A 25,579-nucleotide genomic window follows, 5' to 3' on the forward strand; every position below is an offset into this window, starting at 1 on the left:
AACCTCTTATCAGGTTGCTTTTTTTATGGGGCTTTTTTGGCATGACAAAGTGTTGGTAATGTAAGGTACTATTGATTTTGACGGTCAACATCATCAGGTAATAGCGAACAATGATTTAATAAAAATGTAATAGATAAGGTTGTATTATGAAGTGGGAAAATTGGCTTTCAATTGACTGGCAACAGGTGCTCGGGATTTCTTTATCTGCTGTAGGCTTTTATGTAGGGCTGATGTTGTTTACTCGATTGATGGGTTTACGCAGTTTTTCTAAGTTATCAAGCCATGATTTTGCGATGACGGTTGGTATTGGTAGTATATTGGCGTCGACGGTATTGTCAGATAAACCCTCTCTATTTCAAGGATTGTTTGCTGTTGCGGTATTATTCTTAATTCAGGGCGTTATTTCAGTTATCAGGCGCAAAATAAAACCGCTAAAAGCACTGATAGACAATCAAGCTATTATCCTAATGGCTCATGGTGAGTATCTAGAAGACAACTTAAAAGAAGCCAATCTTAGTACCAGCGATGTGCAGGAAGTGCTACGTAAAAATGGTATCAAAGCGAAAACAGAAGTGTTTGCGGTGATTATGGAGACGACAGGTGATATGAGTGTCATCAAAAGTAACGATGTTGAACCTGACTGGTCTTTATTTGACGATATACGAGATAGCGAATTATTGCTTGGCGCTAGTAAGAATAGTAAGTCGCAGGTCTAGCTTGCCTAACTATTCTTAACCGTTAACTTCAAAGAGATAAATAATAACAAAATATTAAGTAAACCTAAGGTTTAGAATGCTATAAAGGTACGAGTATTTTAAGCTACTGAACAATAAAAATCGTGAAATGATGTGCTTATAGACTATTTATTATAGAGTGTTGACAAATTTATGACGCATTATTCACGGCGTTGTCTTGACCTTATCTGCCTGCTGACGCAAGATACATAGGTCTGATAATAACGGTTGGCTTAGCTTTAGCAGATTTCATTAGTAAGAGATACAATGCTAATATGCTCTTAGATATTGGCTCATCTTTCTTAGTTAACTATATTCTGTTGATGTAGTAATAACCTTGAGCAGTATTTTGAACGACAATTTGAACCACAACGAACCTTTGGTTCTTAACTGACAATTTTTAACTCATAACATTAATAAACGAGGAACGTATGAAAGCATTAGTAGCGGTCAAGCGTGTCATTGATTATAACGTAAAAGTTCGTGTAAAAGCCGACAACTCTGGCGTTGACTTATCAAACACTAAAATGTCAATTAACCCTTTTGATGAAATCGCAGTAGAAGAAGCGGTTCGTCTAAAAGAAGCTGGCATCATTGATGAGATCATTGTTGCTTCAATCGGTCCAAAAGAGTCACAAGAGCAGATTCGTGCAGCCCTAGCGCTAGGTGCTGACCGTGGTGTATTAGTCGTAAGTGACGAAAAACCATATCCACTACAAGTTGCTAAGATTCTAAAAAGTATCGCTGAAGCTGAAAGCACTGATATTATCCTATTAGGTAAGCAAGCGATTGATGATGACAACAACCAAACTGGTCAGATGCTAGCGGCATTGATGGGTATCGGTCAAGGTACGTTTGCATCAGAAGTGAAAGTTGAAGGCGATAAAGTAAACGTAACGCGTGAAATCGATGGTGGCCTACAAACTGTTGCACTTGATTTGCCAGCAGTCATCACGACTGATCTACGTTTGAATGAGCCACGTTATGCTAAATTGCCTAACATCATGAAAGCGAAGAAAAAACCACTTGATGAGAAAACGCCAGCAGATTTCGGTGTTGATATGACATCTAAGCAAGAAATTATTAAAGTCGTGCCACCTGCTGACCGTAAAGCTGGTATTACAGTAGGGTCAGTTGATGAGTTGGTCGATAAGCTAAGAAACGAAGCAAAAGTCATTTAATGTTTTAATGATTGGATACTTCGCTACGGCATATCCTGTACAAGGCTTTAAATTTGACTGCTTTATTTCATACTAAATGATAGTTGCTCAAATAGCTTTGTACACAAACAACCGCATGAATAGATAATACGAATATATAAAGGACTAAAACCATGGCAATTTTGGTATATGCAGAACATGACAATGCCAGTCTAAAAAAGGCAACTTTAAACACCATCGCTGCTGCTAAACAAATGGGTGATGATATCCATGTATTGGTTGCTGGTAGTGGTAGCCAAGCCGTTGCTGATGAAGCGGCAAAAGCAGAAGGCGTGACTAAAGTACTATTGGCTGACAATGCTGCTTATGAGCATCAATTGGCAGGCAACGTGGCGCTATTGGTTGCTGATATTGCTGGTGATTACAGCCATATCCTAGCAGCTGCGACCACGACTGGTAAAAACTTTATGCCACGCGTTGCAGCGTTACTCGACGTAAGCATGCTGTCTGAAATCTCAGGTGTGGTAGATGCGCAAACGTTTGAGCGTCCTATCTACGCAGGTAATGCAACTGCGACAGTAAAAACAACAGAAGACAAAGTCGTACTAACAGTACGTACCACTGCGTTTGACCCAGTGGCAAGCGAAGGTGGTTTAGCTACTGTTGAAACTATCGACAATGTACAAGAAACTGGCAAAGCTAGCTTTGTGAACGAAGAAATGGCTAAGTCTGATCGTCCAGAATTGACGTCAGCTGGTATTGTTGTTTCTGGTGGTCGTGCATTGGCAAACGGTGAAAACTTCACCAAGTACATTGAGCCATTGGCTGACAAGCTAGGCGCTGCTGTTGGTGCATCACGTGCCGCTGTTGACGCAGGCTATGTACCAAATGATATGCAGGTCGGTCAAACGGGTAAAATCGTTGCACCGCAGCTATATATCGCAGCTGGTATCTCAGGCGCGATTCAGCATTTGGCTGGTATGAAAGATTCTAAAGTCATCGTTGCTATCAACAATGACCCAGAAGCACCTATCGCTAGCGTTGCTGACTACTTCTTAGAAGCTGATTTGTTCGAAGCATTGCCTGAGCTTACTAGCAAGGTTTAATATATAGTCACAGAACTACTAAACGGCTACGGCGTTACCCTCCTTAGATGTACTACTTGTACAATCTGCAGTCGGCTGCCTTGTATCCGTTTTAGACTTCTTTGACTATATCAGTAGTAGACAGATAATAAAAAACCCACTATTAAATGATAGTGGGTTTTTTATGCTTGATAGGTAGGGTTTTAATAGCAATTATAAATGGAGGCTAAGAGTATTGTCTTTGACGTAAGGTCTCATACAGACATAAAGAGCCTGCAATCGCTACATTTAAGCTCTCTTGACCATTTGGCTGCGGTAAGGCTATCGGCGTGGCACATTGCATTAAATCGTCGCTAACGCCTTGGCCTTCGTGACCCATAATCCAAGCCACAGGCGCAGATAAATCGTGCTCGTAAATGATAGTATCTGTATGTGAGCTAGTCGCCAAAAGCGGCACTTGTACGTGATCTAAAATATCTTGCGTACTCAAGCCCTCATAGATAGTCAGGGCAAACTGTGCACCCATACCTGCTCGTAGCGTCTTGGGCGACCAAGCTTGAGCGGTCGCACTGGTACATAGAATATTGCGGATACCGACGGCTGCTGCTGTACGTAGCAGCGTACCAACATTTCCGCTATCCTGCACGTCGTTCAAGATTAAGCAGTCCTCATCGATCATCGATAGGCTAGGCGTTGGCACTTTGATCACTGCCATGATATCGATGCCAGTACCTAAGCTACGAATACTCTCATAAAGTGCGTCTGACAAAGTAAGAATAGGCGTATAAGTGGGCAGGCGAGTCAATACCTGCTGAACTTCAGGGTGGCTACGCGCTGACTCAGACAGTAGTATCTGGACGAAAGGATAGTCACTACGCAGCGCAGCATCTATCAAATGGACGCCTTCTATGACTGTCTGACCGTTCTTTTTACGCTGGCGTGCTAGGGACAACAGTGCTTTTACAAGCTTCACTGTTGTGTTCTTATCTGAGGTAATCAGCTCGGTGGGATTTGTTACCATAGTGGATCGCTTAGAGAAGAGTAAAGGAGTTGTTTAGATAACCAGCATAATGCCTATTATTGATTTAGCATTATGTTGGCTACTCTTAACAGGTGCGTCAATCAATTATTTTTCAGAATAATTGACGTGTAAGTCTTTCACGTAATCGACTTCGTTTTTACTACCGAGTACCACAGGAACACGTTGATGGATATCAGTCGGTTCGATATCTAGGATGCGGTTGACGGCGTCTGTTGCACCGCCACCTGCACGTTCAATCAATAGGCTCATTGGGTTGGCTTCATACATCAAGCGTAATTTACCCGCTTTGTGAGCGTATTTGGTATCAAACGGATAAGTGAACAGACCACCGCGGCATAAGATACGATGGACGTCACCAACCATGGCTGCTACCCAGCGCGTATTGAAATCACGTCCACGTACACCTGTTTCACCAGCGATAAGTTCATCAATATATTGCTGCATCGGCGCACGCCAGTAGCGATAGTTTGAGCTATTGATAGCATACTCGCTCGTATCGGTATCGATTTGGACGTTGTCTTCTATCAGCACATAGTCAGACGTCTCTGGATCTAGGCTAAACATCACGACCTTGTCTGCGATAGTCAGCGCCAGTACGGTAGACGTACCATATAGCAGATAACCGGCTGCTAGCTGTTTGTTGCCTGCTTGCAAATAGTCGCTGTTTTCACTGGTTTGACCTTGACGCTCATACGGTAAAACAGAAAAAATCGTACCTACAGCCATATTGATGTCGATATTTGATGAGCCGTCTAATGGGTCAAATAATACCAATAGGCTACCATCGTCATTAGCAGGAGTCGCGTCATCGAGCTCTTCTGAAGCGACACCAGCACAATGTGCATTTTTTGCCAAGGCATCTAGCAATAAGTCATTGGCCAGTACGTCGAGCTTTTTCTGATCTTCGCCTTGGACGTTTTGATTACCCGCTTCGCCCAAGATATCTGCTAAAGCGCCTTTTCTGAGCAATTGTGAAATCGTCTTACCGACATCAGTGACAGTGGTAATCACGTCGTTAAGTGCAGGGCTAGTAGCATGTTGGTTTAGATAGTCTGCTAAGGTCGTCATAAGGCTTCCTAATAAATAGTATGGAAAGTAAAAGAACGGATAGGTGTCAAAGTAAAGAAGTAGGTGGCATTTAGCACACCTGAAATAGGTAAATTCTTAAATAGCTAATACGGCATCTTTGTCCCGACCATAAAATCGGCTACACTATATCTATTGTTATTCATTTATAGTTTTGTCAGAATTATTCTCTATGAGAATACAGCATGTCTACTCACGCTTTCTGATTGTCTGCTGAGGCTATTTTTTGGTCGAATTTGATTACGGTAAATTGTAGCAAATAAGCGTCAAAATGTCCTTTGTATCTATGCCTATCAGTGATAAATGATCGAACAAAGATGAATAAGTGATTACTATAGACTCATATAAACCCACAATAAAGACTCGCCATTATGTCAAACTCTATCGATAGTAGCGCTACACAACCAGTCTCACCGACTGATTATGCAAAATTTGATCCCAATACGATTCATCAAAGGCTCAATACTTCACTAAGTCGTCCGCAGCTCAACACTGATGGCAGTATCCGGCATTTCTTAGGTGTTGAAGGTCTTAACAAAGCACAGCTCAAAGCTATTATCGCAAAAGCAGAGACTTTCTTTGATGAAAACGGACAGTTAATTAATCGTCCTGAGTTAGACGGCTATACGGTCATGAATTTGTTCTTTGAACCATCGACTCGTACACGGACGACATTCGAGGTGGCAGAAAAACGTTTGGGTGCCAATGTACTCAATATCGATATCGAACGTTCTAGTACCAAAAAAGGCGAGAGTCTGCGCGATACGTTGTGGAATCTACAGGCAATGACTGCGGATATCTTTGTAGTTCGACATTCAGCATCAGGTGCCGCGCATTTTATGGCGACAGAAGTGACGCCTGATATCGCTATTATCAATGGCGGTGATGGCTGGCATGCGCATCCCACTCAAGGAATGCTCGACATGTTGACTATTCACCGTGAAGCGCCGCGCCCGTTTGAAGAGCTGTCTATCGCAATCGTTGGTGATATTAAGCATTCACGCGTGGCACGCTCTGATATCAGTGCATTGCAAACACTAGGTGTGACAGACATCCGTGTTTGTGCGCCGCGCACTTTACTGCCAAAAGGTATTGAGCGTTTTGGCGTGCAAGTATATGAAAACATGGACGAGTGTGTCACCGACTGTGATGTGATCATGGGATTAAGAATACAAAATGAGCGTATCGGTTCGCCGCTATTGGCATCCTCAAGTGAATACTATAAGCATTATGGAATCACGCCAGAGCGAGTAGCGCTTGCCAAGCCAGATGCATTAGTGATGCATCCGGGGCCGATGAACCGCGGTGTTGAGATTGCCTCTAGTGTGGCTGATGGCGCGCAATCCGTTATCTTAAAGCAGGTAAATAACGGCATTGCCATTCGCATGGCAGTCTTATCACTTGCGATGGAAGGTCAACGCGCTCATCAAGCGGCTGGCAAATAATAGGCTGCCGAGCGACTTATTCTCATTTATTTCATTTTATTGATACGGTAATAACGTTATGTCTACCATGCTTAATACGGATGCACCCATTCTTGACCATTTACCAAAAGCATTTAAAGATGCATTGCCGCAAACTGCAACAGAAAAACTATCTACACTCGATTCTGACCGTGAGATGTGGTTATTGCCACCACTAGTAGATCTATGCGCGCGTTTACGCGAGCCAGGCCAACAGCAACACGGTACGCTAAAATCAGAAGGCAGCGCTGCTCGTGGTAATGGGTTTTTGCATGTAGTGACGCCGCCTGATACCAATCCTATTTTAGAAAATGGCTCACTCTTGAAAGGTTTACGTGAGCGAGCCTTGAGTGATGGCGGGATTTACTTGCATATTTTGGGTGCATTGACCACAGGGTTAGAGGGCGAACGACCGTCTAATATCGCAGGGCTTAAAAAGGGCGGCTGTATCGCAGTATCTAATGCGCGTAGACCTTTTCGCAATGATTTAGTATTGCTGCGTACACTAGAGTACGCGGCAACTTTTGGCATGAAAGTATTCTTTTATCCTGATGAGCCAAGTCTGTCTGGAGATGGCGTGGCACATGAGGGCTATATTGCTTCTTATCATGGTTTGCAAGGGATTCCTTGGATTGCAGAAACGGTTGCATTGTCTACGCAGCTGCTGATGGTTGAAGAGACTGGAATCGCTGCTCATTTTAGCCAGTTGTCATGTAAGTCCTCTATCGAGCTCATGCGCTGGGCAAAAGATAAAGGCTTGCCAGTGACTTGCGACGTTGCAATGCATCAGCTTTATCTAACTGATGACAATCTTGAAGGCTTTAATGCTCAGGCGTATGTGTTACCACCACTGCGTAGTAACACGGACCAGCAAGCAATCCGCCGCGGATTAAAGGATGGCACTATCGATGCTATCTGTAGTCATCACGAGCCACTGAATAGTACGGCCAAAAAAGCACCGTTTGCTGAAAGTACACCAGGTATCTCAAACTTCGATACCTTTATGGCGCTGGCATGTCAGCTGGTCAATGATGAGGTATTAACACTCTCGCAATTAGTAGACAAAATCTGCCTAAATCCTGCAAAAATCGCAGGTATTAGTGAGCAGTATGAAGCGATTGGCGGTGCAGTATTGGTCGATCCTAACCTTGAGTGGCAAGTGACCGCGCAGTCTATGCTATCAAGTGGTAAAAACACGCCGTTTTTCAATCAGCAGTTGCAAGGACGTGTTGTGGAGACATTCTTTGGCTAATTTGCCCCGACAGGATGACCGTCTGCCGCCATCCTTGAAGGATAAAGGGGTTACTATGAATGGTCAGCAAGAAAAATCGCTCAGTACGGCGAGTGAGTCCATCAAAGCGGTGGCCATTTATGAGGTAGTCAAAGGTGTTGGTGCGTTACTAGGAGCAGGGGCATTATGGTGGTGGCATACCAATCTTGAGCATTGGCTGACGACCGCAACCGTTACTTGGCAGCGCAGCTTCGGCCATATGCTTGCCCCGCAAATTGACAGTGCCGTACGTATTGCTCAGCAGGCAAGTAAAAACTGGCCGATGTTTTTATTATTGATATTCGCTTATGCCAGTTTGCGTTTCCTAGAAGCCTATGGCTTATGGCATGACAAAACATGGGCGTATTGGTTTGGGGTATTAGGCTATGGGGTATTTATTCCTATAGAGATTTACTATCTGATCGTTAGCCCATTTGATTGGTTTAAGCTTGGGATATTGGTTTCTAATCTGCTCATTATTATTGTGGTTTATCGCAATATGAAACGAAAGGGCTTGATATAGCGTTTAAATTTAAGTCAAAAAATCCAGCATAAGACAAGTATCTTATGCTGGATTTTTTGTACCTGCTATATTTTTTGCTTATGCGTCTACTGTTTTTTCATCGGTACGAATGCTTTTAGCAACCTTTCCAACGCTCAGACCTTGTACCAAGATGGAGAAAATCACCACCGCATAAGTGAGTGCCAATAGAATCTCTCGTTCGGCCCCGATCGGTAACTGTAATACTAACGCAACTGAGATACCACCGCGTAAACCGCCCCATGTCAGGACTTTCCATGCGCCTGTAGGCAAATCAAGCTGACGATGAAAGGTCTTAGTCGTCATGCCTACCACGATAAATCTGGCAACAAGCGCAATCAAAATAGTCAAACCACTCGCAATAAATAAATTGCCTGAATAAGCAATCATCACCACTTCTAGACCAATGAGTACAAACAAAATGGCGTTTAAAATCTCATCAATCAATTCCCAAAACAAATCAATATAGTGCCGTGTCTTATCACTCATGGCTAGCTCGCGACCACGATTACCAACCATCAGACCCATCATGACCATGGCGAGTGGCCCTGATAAATGCCAATGACTGGCCAACGCGTATCCACCGATAACGCCTGCTAATGTTAATAGCACTTCTTCTTGATAGCTATCAATGCTTTTAAGCAAGTAGTACAAAATCGCACCAAGTACTAGTCCGAATACAACGCCGCCACCAGCTTCAACCGCTAATGTATGTGCGACGTAGTTGGCAGTAGGAATATCACCGCTAGATAAAATCCCCAGCAGTAAGACGAAGATAACCACGCCGATACCATCATTGAACAATGACTCGCCAGCGATGACAGTCTCGATACTCTTTGGAGCGCCTGCTGACGACAAAATACCCATCACAGCAATGGGATCGGTAGGGGAGATAAGCGCCCCAAATAACAGGCACCAGAGAAACGGCAGGCCGAAACCAAACAACGGCAACATAAAATAAATCGCAGTCGCAATGAGCATCGCCGATATGATCGTACCAAGTCCAGCAAGGATGCCGATAGGTAACTTGTAGCGTCTTAAGTCACCAATATTGACGTGTAATGCGCCTGCGAATAGCAACATCGAGAGCATGCCGTCTAATAGCACCTCAGTAAAATCAAGCTGCTCTAATAGACTGACTTCATAATCAATCAGCTGATCAAACCCTAAAAATCCTAAAAATATCGCACCGATAGATAGGACAATCGAGATGACCATGACTCCAATGGTCGTGGGCAGACCGATAAAGCGATGATTGACATAGGTCAGTGAGGCCGTAATCGATAAAAATATGGCGCTGATTTCAAGTATGGTGAGGCTGGTTGCAGATGCCATAAAAAGTAGGTCTCATATAAATATAAAAAGTATCCAAAGCGCAGGGCTTATAGGGACGTTATAAGTGTTTTTAGCTATCGGTTTTGTGATTATAAGTAAAGTGCTTATAAGTAAAGTGCTTATAAGGGCTGATACCGCCATCTATCTAAACAGTTCATTGGTTATATCATTAACTAGACTGTGTCTGTAACGCTTGACGAATATCCGCTTCAAACTCACTAACATAATTAAAATGCTTGTGCTGCGCATCGTTATCAAGGATAAATTGCTTGGCTTGTTCGCACATAGCGACCAAGTCATCGACCAGTTCTTGATAATTTAAATTCTCTTCACCAGCTCGCTGAATTAGATGCAATTCATGTAATAGCGTTTGCTGCTGTGCGCTGTTTACCCGTGCATAGTTCAGATTGACCATTGCCTGACACAATGCTTTTAAGACCATTAGGTCAGCAGCTGCGTAACGACATATCTCACCAAGTGATACATTGATAAAGTCGGAAATTTTGGGGATATGAGTGACTAGTGCCAATATGGCCAGTCGCTTCTGTTTGATAGTAGTTTCAGAGCTATCGTTAGTGTCTGACTGCGGTATGTGAAAGTGATAAGGGCTTGGTGGCTGACGACGCATCATGATACTCAGACAGCTGGTTAGAGATTGGACGCAATTGACCGCAGTCTTTGGATCATTGATACCAGGGGAGAGTGCGCGTACAGCAATCTCTGTCATCTGACCTAAGCTATAGGCAATGTCGTTAGAGTGCGCCAATCGTTGCTCAAGTCGTAGGCAACCTGCAAGACGTTGCCAAAATAGTCCATCAGGCGCTCGCGGTATTACTGCTAGATGCGGGGTCGCTGTCTTCTGTTGGTTATTTGGATGAGATGCAGGTCGCTGATAAAAGTAACCAATGACGTTTTTATCGGTGACGTAATTACCGAGGTTGACATGCATCTGTACCACGCCACCATAATCTTGTGACAGCGCAATCAATGACTCAAGATAAATCTGCTGTAGATAACCTGAATTTGGTGAATAAATCGGCATAGCAGGCCAGTTTTGGAACTGCTCGATATCATGGTGCTCAGCATCGCGTTGATGTTGAATATCACATCGATCATTATACCAATAGTAAATATTTGCGATTGCATCGTTGCTAGCATTTTGAATGACGTGTGACGCCTGAATAGCATGCACCATATGCTGTACAAAATAAACTAAGAGCAGCGCACAGATAATCGCCATGATAATAGCAAAGGTCACTGCCAATTGCGGCACACCAAAAGCCACGTCAGACTTATGGATAGACTTTAGTACCAGTAAGCTATAGCTGAATGTACCGATAAAAGCGCCAAGGACAAACTGATTTGGAGTGTCGGTCAAAAAGTTACGTAGCAGTCTTGGACCAAACTGTGAGGATGCCATCGACAGGACGGCGATTGTAATCGAAAATGTCGTACCGGCCACGCCCAATACCGCACCAGCGATAGCAGTCATAATCGCGCGCGCAGCCTCGTCATCACCAGTAAAGGCAAAGGAGATCTCTTTTACCGTTTCACGATCAAAATGCTGATCAATCGCGACTAGCAAAGGAGCAAGTAAAATACCGACGATGACACAAGCGGTTGGGATAAACCAGTAGGAGCCAATCAGCCACTGCCACAAATTATTTAAGCGATCAGGCAAGTCGGTCAGCGTTTGTATTGACCACAACTTAGTGAACTGCTTAAGCCTGTTTTGACTTGCATTGATCGTACGTGTCCAGACACTGTCTCCATCATTTTTATTCACTGTGATGAGCCTTAGGGTTATCTGCTTCTGTAATAATAGCGTTCTTGTGCACACGTCTGGTCATATCTGTCTCAGTATGACTCTCACTAGTCCCTAAAGGTATGATGGCTTCATTGTCGTGATCGTCATATTCAATATCACTGTCTTTGTCATAAGCCATCGGTTCTAGATGCGGTGAGGCTTCTAGATGTGGATTATTACCGTTATAAGCACTCTCATTATGTCTATCTAGATTATCATGTCGTTGTACATTTTCAGTGGCGGCAGAGGTTTTTCTAAATAATTTATGGTCATCGCCATGCTTACTAGTAGATTGTTTGCGCGGTTCGCTATTGGCAAAAATAGCATTTAGCGGTAAATGCAGTTGCTGTTTGGCATACGCTTCAGTATTCTCAAAACGTTTTACTAGCAAACTTAGCCAAGGTTTTTGACCTTCCAATTTCATCTCATCCAGCTCGTCTTTGATAGGAAGTGGGTAGGGCAAGGTACGATAAAAGTCCCATAACGTCATCCTACTCAAATCTCTTTTGAGCACGTAGTCATCATCATCTGTCATGGTAATCAGATTGCTGTCTTGTAGGTAGTTGATATAGGTATACCATTTCGGCAGCTCTTTGCGACCTAAGACATTGCGCAGTGCTTGTTCGCTAACGGCTTCACCTTTTAAGTGGTGGGTATAGACCAAATTCAACATGTCTAACAAGCTGAGTAACGGGTGACGAGGGTAGACTTCTTCTGTCTCAAAAATCGTCAAGGTATAGCTGATTTCAACGCCTAATAAAATCAAATTCCACGACAGATAAATCCATAGTAGAAAGATAGGCAAGGCAGCAAAAGCGCCGTAAATCGCTTCGTAGCTGGTAAAGTTAGCCATCACTGTACCAAACACATGCTTCATTAATTCAAAGACAATGGCCACGAACACGCCAGCGATGGCTGCATTTTTTGCTGGTACGCGCGCTTTTGGAATAAACCAGTACATACCGATAAAACCCGCCATCGTAATACCAATCGATGCCATTTGTACCCAAAAGCTCCAGTCGATACCGTAGCCAGCAATTTGACGATTAAGAAAACTCAGACTCTGTACAGTACTTGAAGCGATAAAAGCGGTGCCCAATACCAATGGTCCCAAAGTAACGATAGTCCAATAACGCAGCATGCTTTTGATGCCACCAGAGCGATCTTCTACTCGCCAGATTTGGTTAAACGCGCGCTCGATGGTGGTCAAGGTCATGATAGTCGTAAAGAACAAAATCATGGCACCGATAATGGTTAGGTTAGATGACTTTTCGGCAAAGCTATTAATGTACTCACTAACTTGCATGCTCGATTGCGGCAATAGATTGCTATAAATGACGTCATAAATCTGCGCTCTAACTGATGCGAGTGCTGGTACAGATGACAAAATCATCAGTAATACCGTTAATACAGGCACGATCGACAGCATAGTGGTGTACGTCAGTGAAGCCGCCTTTTGCTGGCAATTATCTTCAAAAAAATGCCGAGTCAAAAACCGTAAAAACTGAAACCAGCGCTGTTGTAAAAACGGGAGTTTTTGAGATAATTTTTCCATGTCGACCATTAAGCAAAAGTAAGAGTGACAATAGTGTAACAAAAATGAACGGTTATCATCTGCGGTTTAATTGTGTCAAAATGCACTACCTAGCACACCAGATACAATATAAGTCAGGTTATCAATCATGGTTATTTGCATGACAGTGAATGACTCGGGCATAATGTGCACATATTCTACAATGCCAGTTAGTCGTATATTTCGCCGCATCTTTGCTGGCCAGTATGACTGACGTTTTTATAAGGAAGCTTTGCTAATGAGTCAGACCGACCCTTATGTTTTGGTGCTTTATTATTCTAATTATGGTACGACTAAGACATTAGCATATGCTATCGCTCAAGGTATTGAAGATGCTGGCATGACCGCGCGTATCCGTACGGTACCGACAGTGGCACCTGAAACCACATCAAGTAAGCCTGCGATACCTGATGAAGGCGACTTGTACTGTACGATGGATGATCTAAAAGACTGTAGCGGTCTAGCGCTTGGTAGCCCAACGCACTTTGGTAATATGGCCGCACCTATGAAGTATTTTTGGGATAATACCGTGACCTTATGGCTGGCAGGGAACCTACAAAACAAACCAGCCTCAGTATTTACGGCGACAGGTTCCATGCATGGTGGCCAAGAAACGACACTGTTGACGATGATGTTGCCGCTGATGCATCACGGTATGGTCATCGTAGGTGTGCCCTATGCAGAGCCAGCGTTGAACCGTACTCATCGCGGCGGTACGCCTTATGGTGCCAGCCATGTCAGCGGTGCATCGCATGATCAGCCAATATCTGCTGACGAGCGAGATTTGGGTATTGCGCAGGGTCGCCGTTTAGCGATTACGGCAGCTGCATTAGCACAGGCTAATTGGAGCCGATAAGTAACTTTTATAAACCTGCTGTCTAGAAGCGTCTGAGTCTCAAAGTTTATGATTGAATTCCTATAATCACTTGATTATAAGCAAGTGGTTATAATCAAGCTCTACTTATTCACATTCAGCAGTATATTATTCATTTAGGAAATCAAAATATCTAATGGCCACAACCCGCTCTAATACAAAGCCTCTTAAAACGGTTAAGCCTATCGCACCTATTGCACAGCGCTTAAAGGTGACGTGGTTAATTTGGCTCGTTTATAGACTGCTCGGATTGCCTATCTTTATTAGTATCTTTAATCCTAGTAGCCCTGACATCGTTGGCGGTATTGCTTGGCAGGCGTTATGGTTAGTGCCCGCGTTAATTCTGACGCCATGGATATTGCGCGGTCGTTCCCCTTATGCATTATTAATTAGCAGTATGTTTACCTTGGTATATTTGGGTGCGAGTGGCGTGGTGCTGTTTACTCGTATATATAGCAGTAGCTGGGCTGAAATCGCTGTGTACTTAACGGACTTCTTACTACTACTTGCTATCAATGTTTGGCTATTTATTCTGCTCAAACGTTTGCCTTCGATGAACAACGTTGTGAAGAAACCTCGTCAATAATTGCATTTATCTGAAGCCTAATAAATTATATCCATTAATCTAAAGCCATAAAAAAGCGGCACTCCATCTGGGGCGCCGCTTTTTTGTTTATAACTTTAAAGATAAGTAGATTAGTTAATCTTAGTTAATCTTAGTTAATCTTAGTTAATTCTAAATCCATTTTCTTACCATCGTTAATTTGGCTAACTTTAACTGGCATATAGTCCAAGCTTGGGGCTAACCAAAAGCTGGTAGAGCGGCTATCGTCATCGTGGACGCGGTCAACACGTACCGTATTAAAGGTACCCGCTGGTACGGTAATCTTAGTGCTGCCTGATTTTTTAAATGGCGTCTTCTCGATTTTGTCCTTTTTCGCCATGTAATAGTTACCAGAGAATTTACCGTTTAATAAGTCCTGACGAATCTGTACCTCAAGGCTCAAATCATCAAAGGCTTGTTGCGACATATTCATAGTCGTCGACTTGCCTTTATAGTTACTGGTGACTTTTTTACTGCTTGGGTTAAAGTCTAGTTTGTGCGTGCGACCCATGCCAAGTAGTTTGTACGTAGTGCTTGCCTGCGTGGGACTGACATTGTTGCCATTAATCGTAAAGGTGCTGTTTTGTGAGGCGCTAGCCACACCGGCGACGCGAGCCTTAACGTTATATTTCCACGTATTACCAGATTTGCTTAGCGTACGAGTTGCTGTGCCTTTGTACTTGTCCTCAACGGTAAAACTATAATCGGCAGTTGATGGTTGGACGGTTTTGGCGCTGGCAAGGGTAGGTGCGGTCATACTCAAAGCTCCAACGGTAGAGATACTGATGCCTGTCACTAAGGCAGATAGAAATTTAGATGGACTGCGTTTTGCGTTATTAGCATTATCAACATTGTCGCTTGATGACTTCTTGTGCATTGATGAAAAACTCATAGATACCCCTTCATTAATTTATTGCTGATATAGCAACTTTTATCGTTCGTTCTTATTATGTTTACCAGACCTATAATGGTCATACGCTGTTACATTTTCAAGCGTGGTGTCATACCGCTTCGTGTAGTGCTTGTAGCAAATGTTTCTATAGTTGATTTAGCATTGGTCAAAATATAAATTCAGCTCACTAATATTTTTAAATATTCTTACTTCTTGTCCTTTATCTAACTAGCATAGCGGCTTTACTAAACCTCATTCATTTATATGAAACGTTGATTGATAAATTTTTGCAAAATGATTTTGTAAATTTTTGGGCTTTACACTTGAACCGAACTCACCTTGCCCCCACTTTTTGTTACAAGCTCAAGGCTTATCTATAAAGCGTTGTTTTTGGCAGTGTTCCCTATAGATACTGGTATTGAGACCATTAATTCAAATAAACCCTTAATTTTATTAACCAACTTTTGGAGTCATATCGATGAACATTCGTCCTTTACATGACCGTATTGTCGTCCGCCGCATAGAAGAAGAAACAAAGACTGCTGGTGGTATCTTGCTTCCTGGTTCAGCACAAGAGAAACCTTCACAAGGTGAAGTGCTTGCAGTTGGTAATGGTCAAGTTCGTGACAACGGTGAAACTCGTGCGTTAGATGTAAAAGCTGGCGACAAAGTTTTGTTCGGTCAATATGCTGGTCAAACCGTAAAGGTTGACGGTGAAGAACTATTGATTATGAAAGAGTCTGATGTATTGGGTGTGCTAGAAGGCTAGTCCTTTTGAGTATTATTTTATACTCAGCACATTTTGATAGCAGTTTCTAATAATCGCTTTTGATAAGCAACTATCAAATCAATCAATTGTATTCTCATACTTATAATAGTGGAGTAATTTAACATGGCAAAAGACGTAAAATTCGGCATTGATGCCCGTAAACAAATGATGGACGGCGTAAACGTTCTAGCAAACGCAGTACGTGTAACATTAGGCCCTAAAGGTCGTAACGTTGTTATCGACAAATCATTTGGTGCACCTACCATCACTAAAGATGGTGTATCGGTTGCCAAAGAAATCGAGCTAGAAAATAAATTTGAAAACATGGGTGCACAGCTGGTACGTGAAGTAGCTAGTCGCACTAATGATGTCGCTGGTGATGGTACAACCACTGCGACTGTATTGGCTCAGTCAATCCTACAAGAAGGCATGAAGTCAGTTGCTGCCGGCATGAACCCAATGGATCTTAAGCGCGGTATCGACAAAGCGGTACGTGAAGCGGTTAAAGAAATCCATAAACTATCAACGCCAGCTGACGATCACAAAGCAATCGCTCAAGTTGGTTCTATCTCTGCAAACTCAGACACCAAAATCGGTGAGCTGATCTCGCAAGCGATGGAAAAAGTAGGCAAGCAAGGCGTTATCACTGTTGAAGAAGGTTCAAGCTTCGAAGATACCCTAGAAGTGGTAGAAGGTATGCAGTTTGACCGTGGTTATATCAGCCCGTATTTTGCTAACAAGCAAGACAGCTTAACGGCTGAGTTTGAAAACCCATATATCTTGCTCGTTGACAAAAAAATCAGCAACATCCGTGAGATCGTGCCATTACTTGAGCAAGTAATGCAGCAGAGCAAGCCGTTGCTAATCATCGCTGAAGATGTAGAAAACGAAGCACTAGCGACACTAGTTGTAAACAACATGCGTGGCGGCTTGAAAACTTGTGCCGTTAAAGCACCAGGTTTCGGCGATCGTCGTAAAGCAATGTTAGAAGACATCGCAACGCTAACTGGCGGTACTGTAATCTCTGAAGAGATTGGCCTAAGCTTAGAGACTGCTACTCTAGAGCAACTTGGTACTGCTAAGAAAGTGACTGTCGGTAAAGAAAACACCGTTATCGTTGATGGCGCTGGCAACAAAGCTGACATCGAAAACCGTGTTGAGTCTATCAACCGTCAAATCGAAGAGTCTACTTCTGACTATGACAAAGAAAAGCTACAAGAGCGTGTTGCTAAACTAGCAGGCGGCGTAGCAGTGATCAAAGTCGGCGCAGCAACTGAAACTGAAATGAAAGAGAAAAAAGACCGTGTTGACGATGCACTACATGCAACTCGTGCAGCGGTTGAAGAAGGCGTTGTACCTGGCGGCGGTGTTGCCTTAGTTCGTGCGATGAATGCATTATCTGAACTACGCGGTGATAACGACGATCAGAACGCTGGTATGAACATCCTACGTCGCGCGATGGAAGCACCACTACGTCAAATCGTAACCAACGCTGGCGAAGAAGCTTCAGTTGTGGTCAACGAAGTGAAGAGTGGCAGTGGTAACTACGGTTACAACGCAGCAACTGGTGAATATGGCGATATGCTAGAGATGGGTATCCTTGATCCAGCTAAAGTTGCTCGTTCAGCACTAGAAAACGCTGCATCTGTTGCAGGCCTAATGCTAACGACTGAAGTTATGATCACTGATTTACCGCAAGGTGATGACGGTATGGCTGCTATGGGCGGCGGTGCTGGAATGGGCGGTATGGGTGGAATGGGCGGCATGATGTAATATATGCCTCGACTAAATTTGTACGACGTTGTTAACCTCGCTCGATGTACTATCAGTACAATCTTCACTTGGTTGCCTAGTCGTACGGCTTTAGTCAACTCATAAAGCGTTTTTCACTAGAGTTGTAAGTATTTTTGTGAAAACGTTTGACTATTAAAAGCTCTGTTATCGAAAGATAGCAGGGCTTTTTTTTGTTTGATTTAAAGTAATAATTGGCAATGTGCAGAAAACCAGAATAGGGATAACTGACTAAAATTACCCATTACTTAATAATATTAGTATTACTAATATTAATTTAAATTTTCAATTAATAATTTATTAGGATATAGTTGATATAGCGAATATATTCGCTAACAGTGTTTTAACTTAGAAGGAATGAATTAATCCAAAAGGAATTAAAAATGAAGATTTTATCGATTGCAATGGTAGCATCAACCCTAGTGTTGGCTTCTGCTAGTAGTTCAGCTGATCCTAGTTTAGATAGGTTTAAAATGCAAAAGCCGATGGAGATGTCTAGCGTTACCCATTCTAAAGTTATGCAGTTATCGTTTAACAATAAAGAACGCTACACAAGCGAAAAAGAAATTTATGAAAAAGTGATGAGAGGTGCCAAAGCAAACGGCTTTGAGCTTAAAGATGTAGAAGCAATGAAAATCGCTCACATCGTTGACGGCGCTTTAGACAATGAGCCACCAGAAGCGGCTTCTATTAATATAAAAGTTACTATCCATTTAAAACGACCAATCAAAATAGAAGTTGAGATTTCCCTATAATATGGTGAATACAAATCCATTGTTAATAAGCTACTTACTATGAATGACTTACTTATCCCTCTAAAATAAAGCCCTAGTAATATTTCCTGTATTAGGGTTTTATAGTTAAAGTTCATCAAATCCTCTACTGATCCGCTGTATCTCGTCTAAACGTCCATGTCTTATCAACAGATGCTTCTTTGTAATAGCAATATTCTGTCAAATTCAAATGAACTCATTATGGGCCTTGCTACTCACGAATAATCGAGCGAGACATTTTTCTCCTAATCTGTATAAAAGAATCTCAAACAAAAATAGGTAGAGTCGTCTTATTGATTACCTTTCTCACCGATAAATGAGTGTGTATATCTTTTACGCTAGCAAGCTTGTGTAGCTTACGGGTGAACCGCTCATAACCATCGAGATTGGGGCTCACCACTTCTAATAAATAATCATAAGAACCCGATACCACATGTCCATTAATCACCTCGTCCATATTGGACAGAGCGCGTTCGAAAGCTGCGATAGATTCTTCTTGGTGGCTGTTAAGACTGACCTCCACAAAGAAACTCATCGCAATACCCGCTTTGGCTTTGTTTACGTTCGCTTGGTAGTTCTCTATATAACCTTCATCTTCCAAACGTTTTAGGCGTCGCGCGCAAGGAGACGGCGACAGCCCTATACGTTCGGACAGTTCCGCCGTAGATAAGCGCGCTTCTTTCTGGAGCACTTCCAAGATATGGCGATCGATTTTGTCCATAATTTACCTTTTGACTTTTTAAGCCAATAATTTTTATTTAATTAGCATTATCCACCAAATATTTGCAAAATTGCAATGAATAAATAAAGATAAAAGCGCGTATTTTAATCGATAATTGGTCTTTGTATACCAGCATAAGACACGACTATGAATACGATATTCCACCCCTCATCGCGCAAGAATCCTTTGTTTATAATGTCGCCACTAACCAAAGGCTATGTGGCAATGAGCGTCGTATTGTTGATTTGGTCAGGCTTTGCGTTGACTGTACGAGCGGTTGGGGCGTCGTCGCTAAGTATTGCGGATGTCATGCTTATTCGCTTTATTGTACCGCTGGTCTTGTTGACTCCTTGGGTACTCTCTAGTTTGAATGAAGTCAAAAATATAAGACTGCCAGATATCATGTTCGTTTTACTTGGTGGCGTACCTTTCCTTTTATTAGCCGCTTTTGGTGCAAGTACGGTACCAGCAGCTTACGTTGGTACTATTTTGACAGGTACGCCAGTCTTCTTTGCCGCAATATTGTCTTTTATTTTTTATCGTCAGCGAATATCATTGAGGAAATTTGCCGCATTAATCCTTATTCTTTTTGGTATCGCTACTATGATTGGCGGGCGTGCACAGTCAGTGCCTAATAGTCTTCTGTACGGTGTGGGGTTACTGTTGATGGCAAGCCTGATTTGGGCGGGTTATACCTTAGGGTTAAAAAGCACCAAGTTGAGTCCAATCGCTATTGCTATCGTGCTCTCTTATACCTCGTTTTTTCTGACATTAGTGATGGTTCTGTCTGGTATTGTGGAGACCAATATAGGTTCTGTATCTTTTGATGACGCGCTTCCGTTTATTCTAGTACAAGGCCTTGGTGTAGGGGTAGTATCAACCATTGCATTCTCTTATGCAGTCAAACAATTGGGCTCTATTCGTACCTTATTACTTGGATCTTTGTCCCCAGGACTAACCGCCATACTCGCTGCGCTGATACTTAATGAGTCTCTATCAGTCATCATGATATGCGGCATTGTACTCAGTACCATTGGTGTCATCTTGTCCAATCGAGCAAAATAAACTAATTAAGGAAGTATCATGATGTTAGATAATATGCCTGTTATCAATGGTGATCCACTGTGGGCATTGTTAGGTAGGTTTCGTGCTGACCAACGCAAACATAAAATAGATCTATTGGTTGGTGTTTACCGAGACGAGCATGGCAATACACCTGTGATGAAAACTGTGCAAGATGCAGAAGTACGTCTTGCTCACCAAGCGCATTCAAAGGCTTATGGCATGTTATCGGGTAACGCTAATTTTAATCAGCAAATGGCAAAATTTGTGCTGGGTGACAGTCCAAGTCTAAAAAACCAATGCACGATTCAAACGGTTGGGGCATCAGGGGCGCTACGACTCATTGCTGACTTGATCGCCACGCTTGCTCCAGATTCAACCGTTTGGATCAGTAACCCAGGCTATATTAATCATCGTCCGCTGATGCAAGGTGCTGGGTTAATGGTTGAGACGTATCCATGGCAAAATAAAAATGGTCAGTTAGACATTGATGCGTGTTTTGCTGCGCTAGAAAAAGCAAAAGAAAGAGACGTGCTGTTATTACATGCGTGCTGCCATAATCCTACCGGTATAGATCCTTCTTTAGAGCAGTGGCAACTGTTCTCTGATAGGTGTAAACAGAAAAATATTGTCCCGTTTATTGATATGGCGTATCAAGGTTTTGGAGATGATCCTGATACCGATGCTGCAGGGCTTCGTCTAATCATTGAAGACGCTGATTTTGCATTTATCGCCGCCAGCTGTTCAAAAAACATGGGACTATACAATGAGCGTACGGGTATTGCCACGGTAATGACGACGAACCATGAGCGCCATGCAAATATACAGACACTTTTAGAAACCATCACACGCGCTAACTACTCTATGCCGCCCAATCACGGTGCCGCAGTGGCTTCTTATTTGCTAGACAAACCAGACGCTTGGCTAGTCGAGCTGGCAAGCTACCGTAGTAGGGTAGATACTATTCGCCAAGCATTAGGCGCAGCATTAAAAGATAGGGGTGCACCTGCAGAGTTTTTGGATATTTCGCATCAAAAAGGCATGTTTTCTCTATTACCGCTAACAGAAAATCAAATGCTGATACTGCAAGATGAGTTCGCTATCTACGGCATGCCAAATGGTAGAATCAATATTGCCGGTTTGAAAATGACGGAAATCCCTCAACTGGCGGGCGCCATCATATCGATTATTTCACGTTAGAGAATAATCTTTATAACTCAGTGCAATGGTTTTATCCATCAATCGCCACAGCAAGAAGGACACGACTATTTATACTTTATATTGGGATAAGGGTGGTGCCAATATGGCCACCCATGCTGTCTTTGAGGAGCTAGGCGTTTCTTATGAAATGATAGAAATAGACCTGTCTAAGAACATGCAAAAATCAGCTGAGTATCTAGCCATTAATCCAAATGGCAAAGTACCTACGTTGGTGCATCAGGGACAGGTTATTTATGAGTCTGCGGCAATTTTAATGTATGTGTTAGATCAGCACCCAGAGTCTGGGCTAGCACCTGACACAGGATGCTCTAAGCGCGGTGTCTATTACCAGTATTTGTTTTGGATGTCTTCTACACTACAAGAAGCTGCCAATCGTTGGGCACATCCCGAGCAGTACATTAGCGGCGAGCACAATTTGCAACAAGTGAAAGATAAAGCGAATGACGTACTAACCTACTGCTGGGATATTATTGAAAAGGGATTGGTGAGTCATGGTCCATGGTTGTTGGGCGATAAATTAAGTGGGGCTGATTTTCATTTATTTATGATTGCTCACTGGAGTCAGCGATATGCGAGTCGAGCACAAGACTGGACACACCTAAGTGCACACTATCAAGCCATGCTAAACCGCGCCTCGGTACAAGAAATGATGGCGCAAGAAGGGTTGTTATAATTCGTTCAACTAAAAGATATTTGATGACTGGACTAGAAGCACTGAATGCAATGCTTCTAGCGATTGTAGTAAATATAGTTTTTATATCAAGCTACTGATCCGCCGCATCTCGTCTAAACGTCCATGTCTTATTATCGGACGCTTCTTCACAATAGTAATAGCCTGCCAAGTCAAACTGCTTTAGCTGTTCAGCCTTTCACTTTATATTGACCATTTTCTCACCTTTCTCGATGAATCGCGTTTCGCTAAAAGTATGATTTTGTCATAAAGTCTATTGGGCTATTAGAAGTTCTGTTATCGAAAGATAGCAGGACTTTTTTGTGTCTAATTTTAATGGTGAGTTTCTTTTAACATGTACTACTATATATGCTATTATTTGAATATATAATGGAATGACACTTTACTTAAAAGGAGTTTGGACACGTGTTGCGGGTCAGAAATCGCAAAATATCGTGTGCCATCTAATGTGATAACGATGAAAAAAATCAGGCTTGGAATATTTGTAGAAGATGAAACATTAGCATGGCACAAATTTATGCCATTAAAGTCTCTAGTAGATGAAGGTATAGTTGAGGTTTGTATTGCTATCCAACGCAGTGCAGAACAACAATCTAACCCCCCTCATATATCCAAGATTATACCGTTTATCAATCAAAAGTTATTTTCTATTCTTTCTCACGCTAAAAAGACTACCAAGCGTTATTCTATTCATGATTTAGTTCCCAATGGCAAAATGCCTGTCGTTACATCAATATCAAGACAGGATAAATCCAATGATGAAATTGAAGACTCAGTGATTAAAAGACTGCAGGCAACAGATTTAGATTACCTGCTAAGTATGGATTTCCAAACCTTAATAGGGAAAGCGCTAGGTGTTACGAAGCATGGCATTCTCTTACTTCATTATGGTGATGAAAGAATACAGCGAGGCGGGCCTGCGTTGTATTGGCAATTTGCTGAGCAATGGGAAAATAGTGTCGTGACGCTGCAATTATTGAGTAAGGACCATGATGTGCATAAAGTGGTAGGTAGAGGTTATGGCAGTTTGTTTTACTGGGACTATAATTTGACTGAGGATAAGTTAAAAGGAGTTGCAGCGTCAATACTGTATTGGTACTTCCGTAAAAATAAAATTGGCGTCGAGAGTGGAGATTCTATTAATTTAATTAACGATCGCACACTTTATAAAACGCCTCCACAGTTAACGGCCATACGACATTTACAGAATTTTCTCAAAAACTACATGATAAAAAGATTTTATAAAAGACTTTATCTAAACAACTGGAGTATTTTTATTGGTTCTACTAATCAGCCGATACAAACATACACGGAGATACTACCTGAAAAGGGATGTTTTTGGGCCGATCCTTTTTATATTGAACACGACTCAAGACGTTACATATTTTTTGAAAGCTTAAATTACAAAGAAAATGTTGGTCGAATAGAGTGGATAGAGCTGAATGAAAGCCATCAAGTTATTAGTTCAGGACAAGCTGATTTGGGTATTAGCACGCACTTAAGCTTTCCCAATGTATTCGAGTATGAGGATGCTGTCTATATGATTCCAGAGGCTGCAAAAACCAATTGTATTAGCTTATTAAAAGCGACAGATTTTCCGTGTAAGTGGGAAAAAGTTCATGAGTTAGTTTCAGACGTTCAGGCCGTGGATAGCGCCGTGATTGAGCATAATGGATTATGGTATCTTTTCACAACCCACGGTTCAATTTCAGCATTTACTATGGATTTAGAGTTGTATATTTATACGTCTGACAAGCTGCAAGCAGATAATTGGACCATTCATCCTTCGGCGCCTCTAAAGATTGATGTGCGTGGCTCACGACTAGCAGGTGCATTATTCCGAAAAAACGGTCAGCTCTTTCGTACTGCTCAGGATGGCACTCTTAGATACGGGCGTAGGGTGGCTTTATACCTAGTAGAAGAGTTAACACCGACTTTTTATAAAGAAACCTTTGTACGTTATATCGAACCGAATTGGGAGACTGACATTGATCGTCTCCATACCTATAATGTTTATAATGAAACAGTGGTACTGGATGTTTCAAGGGATAAGTTGCGCTTTAGAGTATAGGACCTAAAAAATTTAGTGGTTGGAGAATAAAAAACCCATGATAAGTTTCGGCTTATGATAGGTTTTTTATAATTTTGACTCGTATTATCTCAAGCTACTGATGCGCCGCATCTCGTCTAAACGTCCACGTCTTATCATCAGACGCCTCGATGCAGTAATAATAGCCTGCCAAATCAAACTGCTTTAGCTGCTCAGCATTGGTCAGCTTATTATCAGCAGCATATTTCACCATCAGTCCACGGGCTTTTTTGGCATAAAAGCTAATCACTTTGTATTGACCATTTTTTTCGTCTTCAAATCGTGGCGTAATGATGTCTGCCTTCAGTGCTTTTTTCTTTACCGCCTTAAAGTATTCATTAGAAGCCAAATTAACCAATGTTTTGTCATCGCTGTCAGCCATACGTGCATTGATAACGTTAGTGACTTCCTCACCCCAAAACTCATAAAGATTGTCACCGCGCTCATTTTTTAGCTTGGTGCCCATCTCTAAGCGATATGGCTGGATAAGATCTAAGGGCTTTAGTACTCCATACAGTCCAGACAAAATGCCTAAATGCTCATTGACGTAAGTGGCGGTATCTTTGTCCATATGATACATATCAAGTCCAGTATAGACATCACCATCGAACAAATAGCCTGCAGGCTTGGCGGCATTATCAGAGGCGCCGTTAGTAAATGGTTGCTCTTCGCTCCAATGCCATTGTTGATTGCGCGTGGCATTAAGCTGAGCCAAATCGTCAGATATACTCATCAGCTCTTGTAGGTCAACAGGCTCTTTTGACTTCAGTACTTTCATCAATTCTTGTGAATGCTCGATTAGCTCGGGCTGACTATAGTAGTTGCCTAAATTTAGTGGTATAGCGTCTGTTTCGTTCAGGGATTTTGCAGGGGAGAGCAAAAAATACATGGTTATTCCTTATTATAATGAATCGATGACTGGTTTTTTCGAGTGTCAAGTATTCTTATTATACGGTATGCATGGGTGGAACTTGACTTCACCTTGCTTATTTTATG

At 42.3% G+C, this 25,579-nt stretch carries 23 protein-coding genes; 15 read left to right on the forward strand and 8 right to left on the reverse strand.

Features of this window, described 5'->3' with window-relative positions; translation table 11 throughout:
* Positions 1–146 precede the first annotated feature (146 nt).
* From HCZ91_RS11915 to HCZ91_RS11925, 3 genes are all read left to right on the forward strand, one after another.
* Positions 147–716, forward strand: a complete 570-nt coding sequence (locus HCZ91_RS11915; RefSeq protein ID WP_179799542.1) for a YetF domain-containing protein — start codon at positions 147–149, stop codon at positions 714–716.
* Positions 717–1,165: 449 nt separating this feature from the next.
* Positions 1,166–1,915, forward strand: a complete 750-nt coding sequence (locus HCZ91_RS11920; RefSeq protein ID WP_160022590.1) for an electron transfer flavoprotein subunit beta/FixA family protein — start codon at positions 1,166–1,168, stop codon at positions 1,913–1,915.
* A gap of 152 nt (positions 1,916–2,067) precedes the next feature.
* A complete protein-coding gene (locus tag HCZ91_RS11925; RefSeq protein WP_179799543.1) occupies positions 2,068–3,000 on the forward strand; it encodes an FAD-binding protein in 933 nt (310 codons plus the stop codon).
* A gap of 205 nt (positions 3,001–3,205) precedes the next feature.
* On the opposite strand, the gene HCZ91_RS11930 is transcribed toward HCZ91_RS11925, so the two are convergent.
* Together HCZ91_RS11930 and HCZ91_RS11935 are read right to left on the reverse strand one after the other, a co-directional pair.
* Positions 3,206–4,000: an RNA methyltransferase gene (locus tag HCZ91_RS11930; protein WP_179799544.1), complete on the reverse strand. Its 795-nt coding sequence runs from the start codon at positions 3,998–4,000 to the stop codon at positions 3,206–3,208.
* Positions 4,001–4,105: 105 nt separating this feature from the next.
* Complete coding sequence (locus tag HCZ91_RS11935) at positions 4,106–5,089, reverse strand: class 1 fructose-bisphosphatase (protein ID WP_179799545.1); 984 nt, start codon at positions 5,087–5,089, stop codon at positions 4,106–4,108.
* A 389-nt stretch (positions 5,090–5,478) separates the two neighbouring features.
* On the opposite strand from HCZ91_RS11935, the gene HCZ91_RS11940 reads away from it, so the two are divergent.
* Genes HCZ91_RS11940 through HCZ91_RS11950 form a run of 3 tightly spaced genes read left to right on the forward strand, consistent with a single transcriptional unit; the run spans position 5,479 to position 8,363 of the window.
* Entirely contained in the window at positions 5,479–6,552 is a 1,074-nt protein-coding gene (locus tag HCZ91_RS11940; protein WP_114701674.1) for an aspartate carbamoyltransferase catalytic subunit, read from the forward strand.
* 58 nt (positions 6,553–6,610) lie between these two features.
* On the forward strand, positions 6,611–7,822 hold the full coding sequence (locus HCZ91_RS11945) for a dihydroorotase (protein WP_179799546.1): 1,212 nt from the start codon (positions 6,611–6,613) through the stop codon (positions 7,820–7,822).
* On the forward strand, positions 7,815–8,363 hold the full coding sequence (locus HCZ91_RS11950) for a DUF2127 domain-containing protein (RefSeq protein WP_257020057.1): 549 nt from the start codon (positions 7,815–7,817) through the stop codon (positions 8,361–8,363). Before HCZ91_RS11945 ends, HCZ91_RS11950 begins: the two co-directional genes overlap by 8 nt.
* Positions 8,364–8,441: 78 nt before the next feature.
* On the opposite strand, the gene HCZ91_RS11955 is transcribed toward HCZ91_RS11950, so the two are convergent.
* From HCZ91_RS11955 to HCZ91_RS11965, 3 genes are all read right to left on the reverse strand, one after another.
* Positions 8,442–9,716, reverse strand: a complete 1,275-nt coding sequence (locus HCZ91_RS11955; protein WP_179799547.1) for a sodium:proton antiporter — start codon at positions 9,714–9,716, stop codon at positions 8,442–8,444.
* 169 nt (positions 9,717–9,885) lie between these two features.
* Entirely contained in the window at positions 9,886–11,502 is a 1,617-nt protein-coding gene (locus HCZ91_RS11960) for a DUF2254 domain-containing protein (RefSeq protein WP_179799548.1), read from the reverse strand.
* Positions 11,495–13,078, reverse strand: coding sequence for a YhjD/YihY/BrkB family envelope integrity protein (locus HCZ91_RS11965; RefSeq protein WP_179799549.1), 1,584 nt, complete (start codon positions 13,076–13,078; stop codon positions 11,495–11,497). Before HCZ91_RS11965 ends, HCZ91_RS11960 begins: the two co-directional genes overlap by 8 nt.
* A 256-nt stretch (positions 13,079–13,334) precedes the next feature.
* Here HCZ91_RS11965 and wrbA point away from each other — a divergent pair, with 256 nt between their 5' ends.
* Both wrbA and HCZ91_RS11975 read left to right on the forward strand, forming a co-directional pair.
* Positions 13,335–13,952: an NAD(P)H:quinone oxidoreductase gene (wrbA, locus tag HCZ91_RS11970; RefSeq protein WP_114701670.1), complete on the forward strand. Its 618-nt coding sequence runs from the start codon at positions 13,335–13,337 to the stop codon at positions 13,950–13,952.
* 154 nt (positions 13,953–14,106) lie between these two features.
* The gene (locus tag HCZ91_RS11975; protein ID WP_179799550.1) at positions 14,107–14,556 is read left to right on the forward strand and encodes a hypothetical protein; all 450 of its coding nucleotides are present in this window, start codon (positions 14,107–14,109) and stop codon (positions 14,554–14,556) included.
* A gap of 130 nt (positions 14,557–14,686) precedes the next feature.
* Here HCZ91_RS11975 and HCZ91_RS11980 read toward each other — a convergent pair whose 3' ends face one another.
* The gene (locus HCZ91_RS11980) at positions 14,687–15,466 is read right to left on the reverse strand and encodes a DUF3108 domain-containing protein (protein WP_179799551.1); all 780 of its coding nucleotides are present in this window, start codon (positions 15,464–15,466) and stop codon (positions 14,687–14,689) included.
* 478 nt (positions 15,467–15,944) lie between these two features.
* On the opposite strand from HCZ91_RS11980, the gene groES reads away from it, so the two are divergent.
* The 3 genes from groES (at position 15,945) to HCZ91_RS11995 (ending at position 18,781) form a co-directional block, all read left to right on the forward strand.
* The gene (gene groES, locus HCZ91_RS11985) at positions 15,945–16,235 is read left to right on the forward strand and encodes a co-chaperone GroES (RefSeq protein WP_057758860.1); all 291 of its coding nucleotides are present in this window, start codon (positions 15,945–15,947) and stop codon (positions 16,233–16,235) included.
* A 123-nt stretch (positions 16,236–16,358) separates the two neighbouring features.
* Positions 16,359–18,008: a chaperonin GroEL gene (groL, locus tag HCZ91_RS11990; protein ID WP_101204842.1), complete on the forward strand. Its 1,650-nt coding sequence runs from the start codon at positions 16,359–16,361 to the stop codon at positions 18,006–18,008.
* 401 nt (positions 18,009–18,409) lie between these two features.
* Entirely contained in the window at positions 18,410–18,781 is a 372-nt protein-coding gene (locus HCZ91_RS11995; protein ID WP_179799552.1) for a hypothetical protein, read from the forward strand.
* A 283-nt stretch (positions 18,782–19,064) separates the two neighbouring features.
* Here HCZ91_RS11995 and HCZ91_RS12000 read toward each other — a convergent pair whose 3' ends face one another.
* Positions 19,065–19,520 carry an Lrp/AsnC family transcriptional regulator gene (locus HCZ91_RS12000; protein ID WP_057758867.1) on the reverse strand — a complete coding sequence of 152 codons (456 nt, stop codon included), beginning with the start codon at positions 19,518–19,520 and terminating at the stop codon, positions 19,065–19,067.
* Positions 19,521–19,667: 147 nt separating this feature from the next.
* Here HCZ91_RS12000 and HCZ91_RS12005 point away from each other — a divergent pair, with 147 nt between their 5' ends.
* The 4 genes from HCZ91_RS12005 to HCZ91_RS12020 all read left to right on the forward strand — a co-directional run bounded on the left by HCZ91_RS12005 (position 19,668) and on the right by HCZ91_RS12020 (position 24,565).
* A complete protein-coding gene (locus tag HCZ91_RS12005) occupies positions 19,668–20,585 on the forward strand; it encodes a DMT family transporter (protein ID WP_257020058.1) in 918 nt (305 codons plus the stop codon).
* Positions 20,586–20,603: 18 nt separating this feature from the next.
* A complete protein-coding gene (locus tag HCZ91_RS12010) occupies positions 20,604–21,782 on the forward strand; it encodes an aromatic amino acid transaminase (RefSeq protein ID WP_218870172.1) in 1,179 nt (392 codons plus the stop codon).
* A 25-nt stretch (positions 21,783–21,807) separates the two neighbouring features.
* The gene (locus tag HCZ91_RS12015) at positions 21,808–22,476 is read left to right on the forward strand and encodes a glutathione S-transferase family protein (protein ID WP_179799553.1); all 669 of its coding nucleotides are present in this window, start codon (positions 21,808–21,810) and stop codon (positions 22,474–22,476) included.
* A 475-nt stretch (positions 22,477–22,951) separates the two neighbouring features.
* A complete protein-coding gene (locus tag HCZ91_RS12020; RefSeq protein WP_179799554.1) occupies positions 22,952–24,565 on the forward strand; it encodes a hypothetical protein in 1,614 nt (537 codons plus the stop codon).
* A 94-nt stretch (positions 24,566–24,659) separates the two neighbouring features.
* On the opposite strand, the gene yaaA is transcribed toward HCZ91_RS12020, so the two are convergent.
* Positions 24,660–25,472 (reverse strand): peroxide stress protein YaaA, encoded by an 813-nt coding sequence (yaaA, locus tag HCZ91_RS12025; protein WP_179799555.1) that lies wholly within the window; start codon positions 25,470–25,472, stop codon positions 24,660–24,662.
* Between the last annotated feature and the right edge of the window lie 107 nt (positions 25,473–25,579).

The sequence above is a fragment of the Psychrobacter sp. BI730 genome, from assembly GCF_013414195.1.
In the GTDB taxonomy this organism is placed as follows: Bacteria; Pseudomonadota; Gammaproteobacteria; order Pseudomonadales; family Moraxellaceae; genus Psychrobacter.

Bases quoted from the DNA above. Each gene is read 5' to 3' on its own strand.
- HCZ91_RS12020 (WP_179799554.1), top strand. From the start codon at position 22,952: ATGAAAAAAATCAGGCTTGGAATATTTGTAGAAGATGAAACATTAGCA.
- HCZ91_RS11925 (WP_179799543.1), top strand. From the start codon at position 2,068: ATGGCAATTTTGGTATATGCAGAACATGACAATGCCAGTCTAAAAAAG.
- HCZ91_RS11940 (WP_114701674.1), top strand. From the start codon at position 5,479: ATGTCAAACTCTATCGATAGTAGCGCTACACAACCAGTCTCACCGACT.
- HCZ91_RS11980 (WP_179799551.1), bottom strand. From the start codon at position 15,466: ATGAGTTTTTCATCAATGCACAAGAAGTCATCAAGCGACAATGTTGAT.
- HCZ91_RS12000 (WP_057758867.1), bottom strand. From the start codon at position 19,520: ATGGACAAAATCGATCGCCATATCTTGGAAGTGCTCCAGAAAGAAGCG.
- HCZ91_RS11935 (WP_179799545.1), bottom strand. From the start codon at position 5,089: ATGACGACCTTAGCAGACTATCTAAACCAACATGCTACTAGCCCTGCA.
- HCZ91_RS11975 (WP_179799550.1), top strand. From the start codon at position 14,107: ATGGCCACAACCCGCTCTAATACAAAGCCTCTTAAAACGGTTAAGCCT.
- HCZ91_RS11955 (WP_179799547.1), bottom strand. From the start codon at position 9,716: ATGGCATCTGCAACCAGCCTCACCATACTTGAAATCAGCGCCATATTT.
- HCZ91_RS11945 (WP_179799546.1), top strand. From the start codon at position 6,611: ATGTCTACCATGCTTAATACGGATGCACCCATTCTTGACCATTTACCA.
- HCZ91_RS11930 (WP_179799544.1), bottom strand. From the start codon at position 4,000: ATGGTAACAAATCCCACCGAGCTGATTACCTCAGATAAGAACACAACA.
- HCZ91_RS12015 (WP_179799553.1), top strand. From the start codon at position 21,808: ATGGTTTTATCCATCAATCGCCACAGCAAGAAGGACACGACTATTTAT.
- HCZ91_RS11965 (WP_179799549.1), bottom strand. From the start codon at position 13,078: ATGGAAAAATTATCTCAAAAACTCCCGTTTTTACAACAGCGCTGGTTT.
- HCZ91_RS11995 (WP_179799552.1), top strand. From the start codon at position 18,410: ATGAAGATTTTATCGATTGCAATGGTAGCATCAACCCTAGTGTTGGCT.
- groES (WP_057758860.1), top strand. From the start codon at position 15,945: ATGAACATTCGTCCTTTACATGACCGTATTGTCGTCCGCCGCATAGAA.
- HCZ91_RS11920 (WP_160022590.1), top strand. From the start codon at position 1,166: ATGAAAGCATTAGTAGCGGTCAAGCGTGTCATTGATTATAACGTAAAA.
- groL (WP_101204842.1), top strand. From the start codon at position 16,359: ATGGCAAAAGACGTAAAATTCGGCATTGATGCCCGTAAACAAATGATG.
- yaaA (WP_179799555.1), bottom strand. From the start codon at position 25,472: ATGTATTTTTTGCTCTCCCCTGCAAAATCCCTGAACGAAACAGACGCT.
- wrbA (WP_114701670.1), top strand. From the start codon at position 13,335: ATGAGTCAGACCGACCCTTATGTTTTGGTGCTTTATTATTCTAATTAT.
- HCZ91_RS12010 (WP_218870172.1), top strand. From the start codon at position 20,604: ATGATGTTAGATAATATGCCTGTTATCAATGGTGATCCACTGTGGGCA.
- HCZ91_RS12005 (WP_257020058.1), top strand. From the start codon at position 19,668: ATGAATACGATATTCCACCCCTCATCGCGCAAGAATCCTTTGTTTATA.
- HCZ91_RS11915 (WP_179799542.1), top strand. From the start codon at position 147: ATGAAGTGGGAAAATTGGCTTTCAATTGACTGGCAACAGGTGCTCGGG.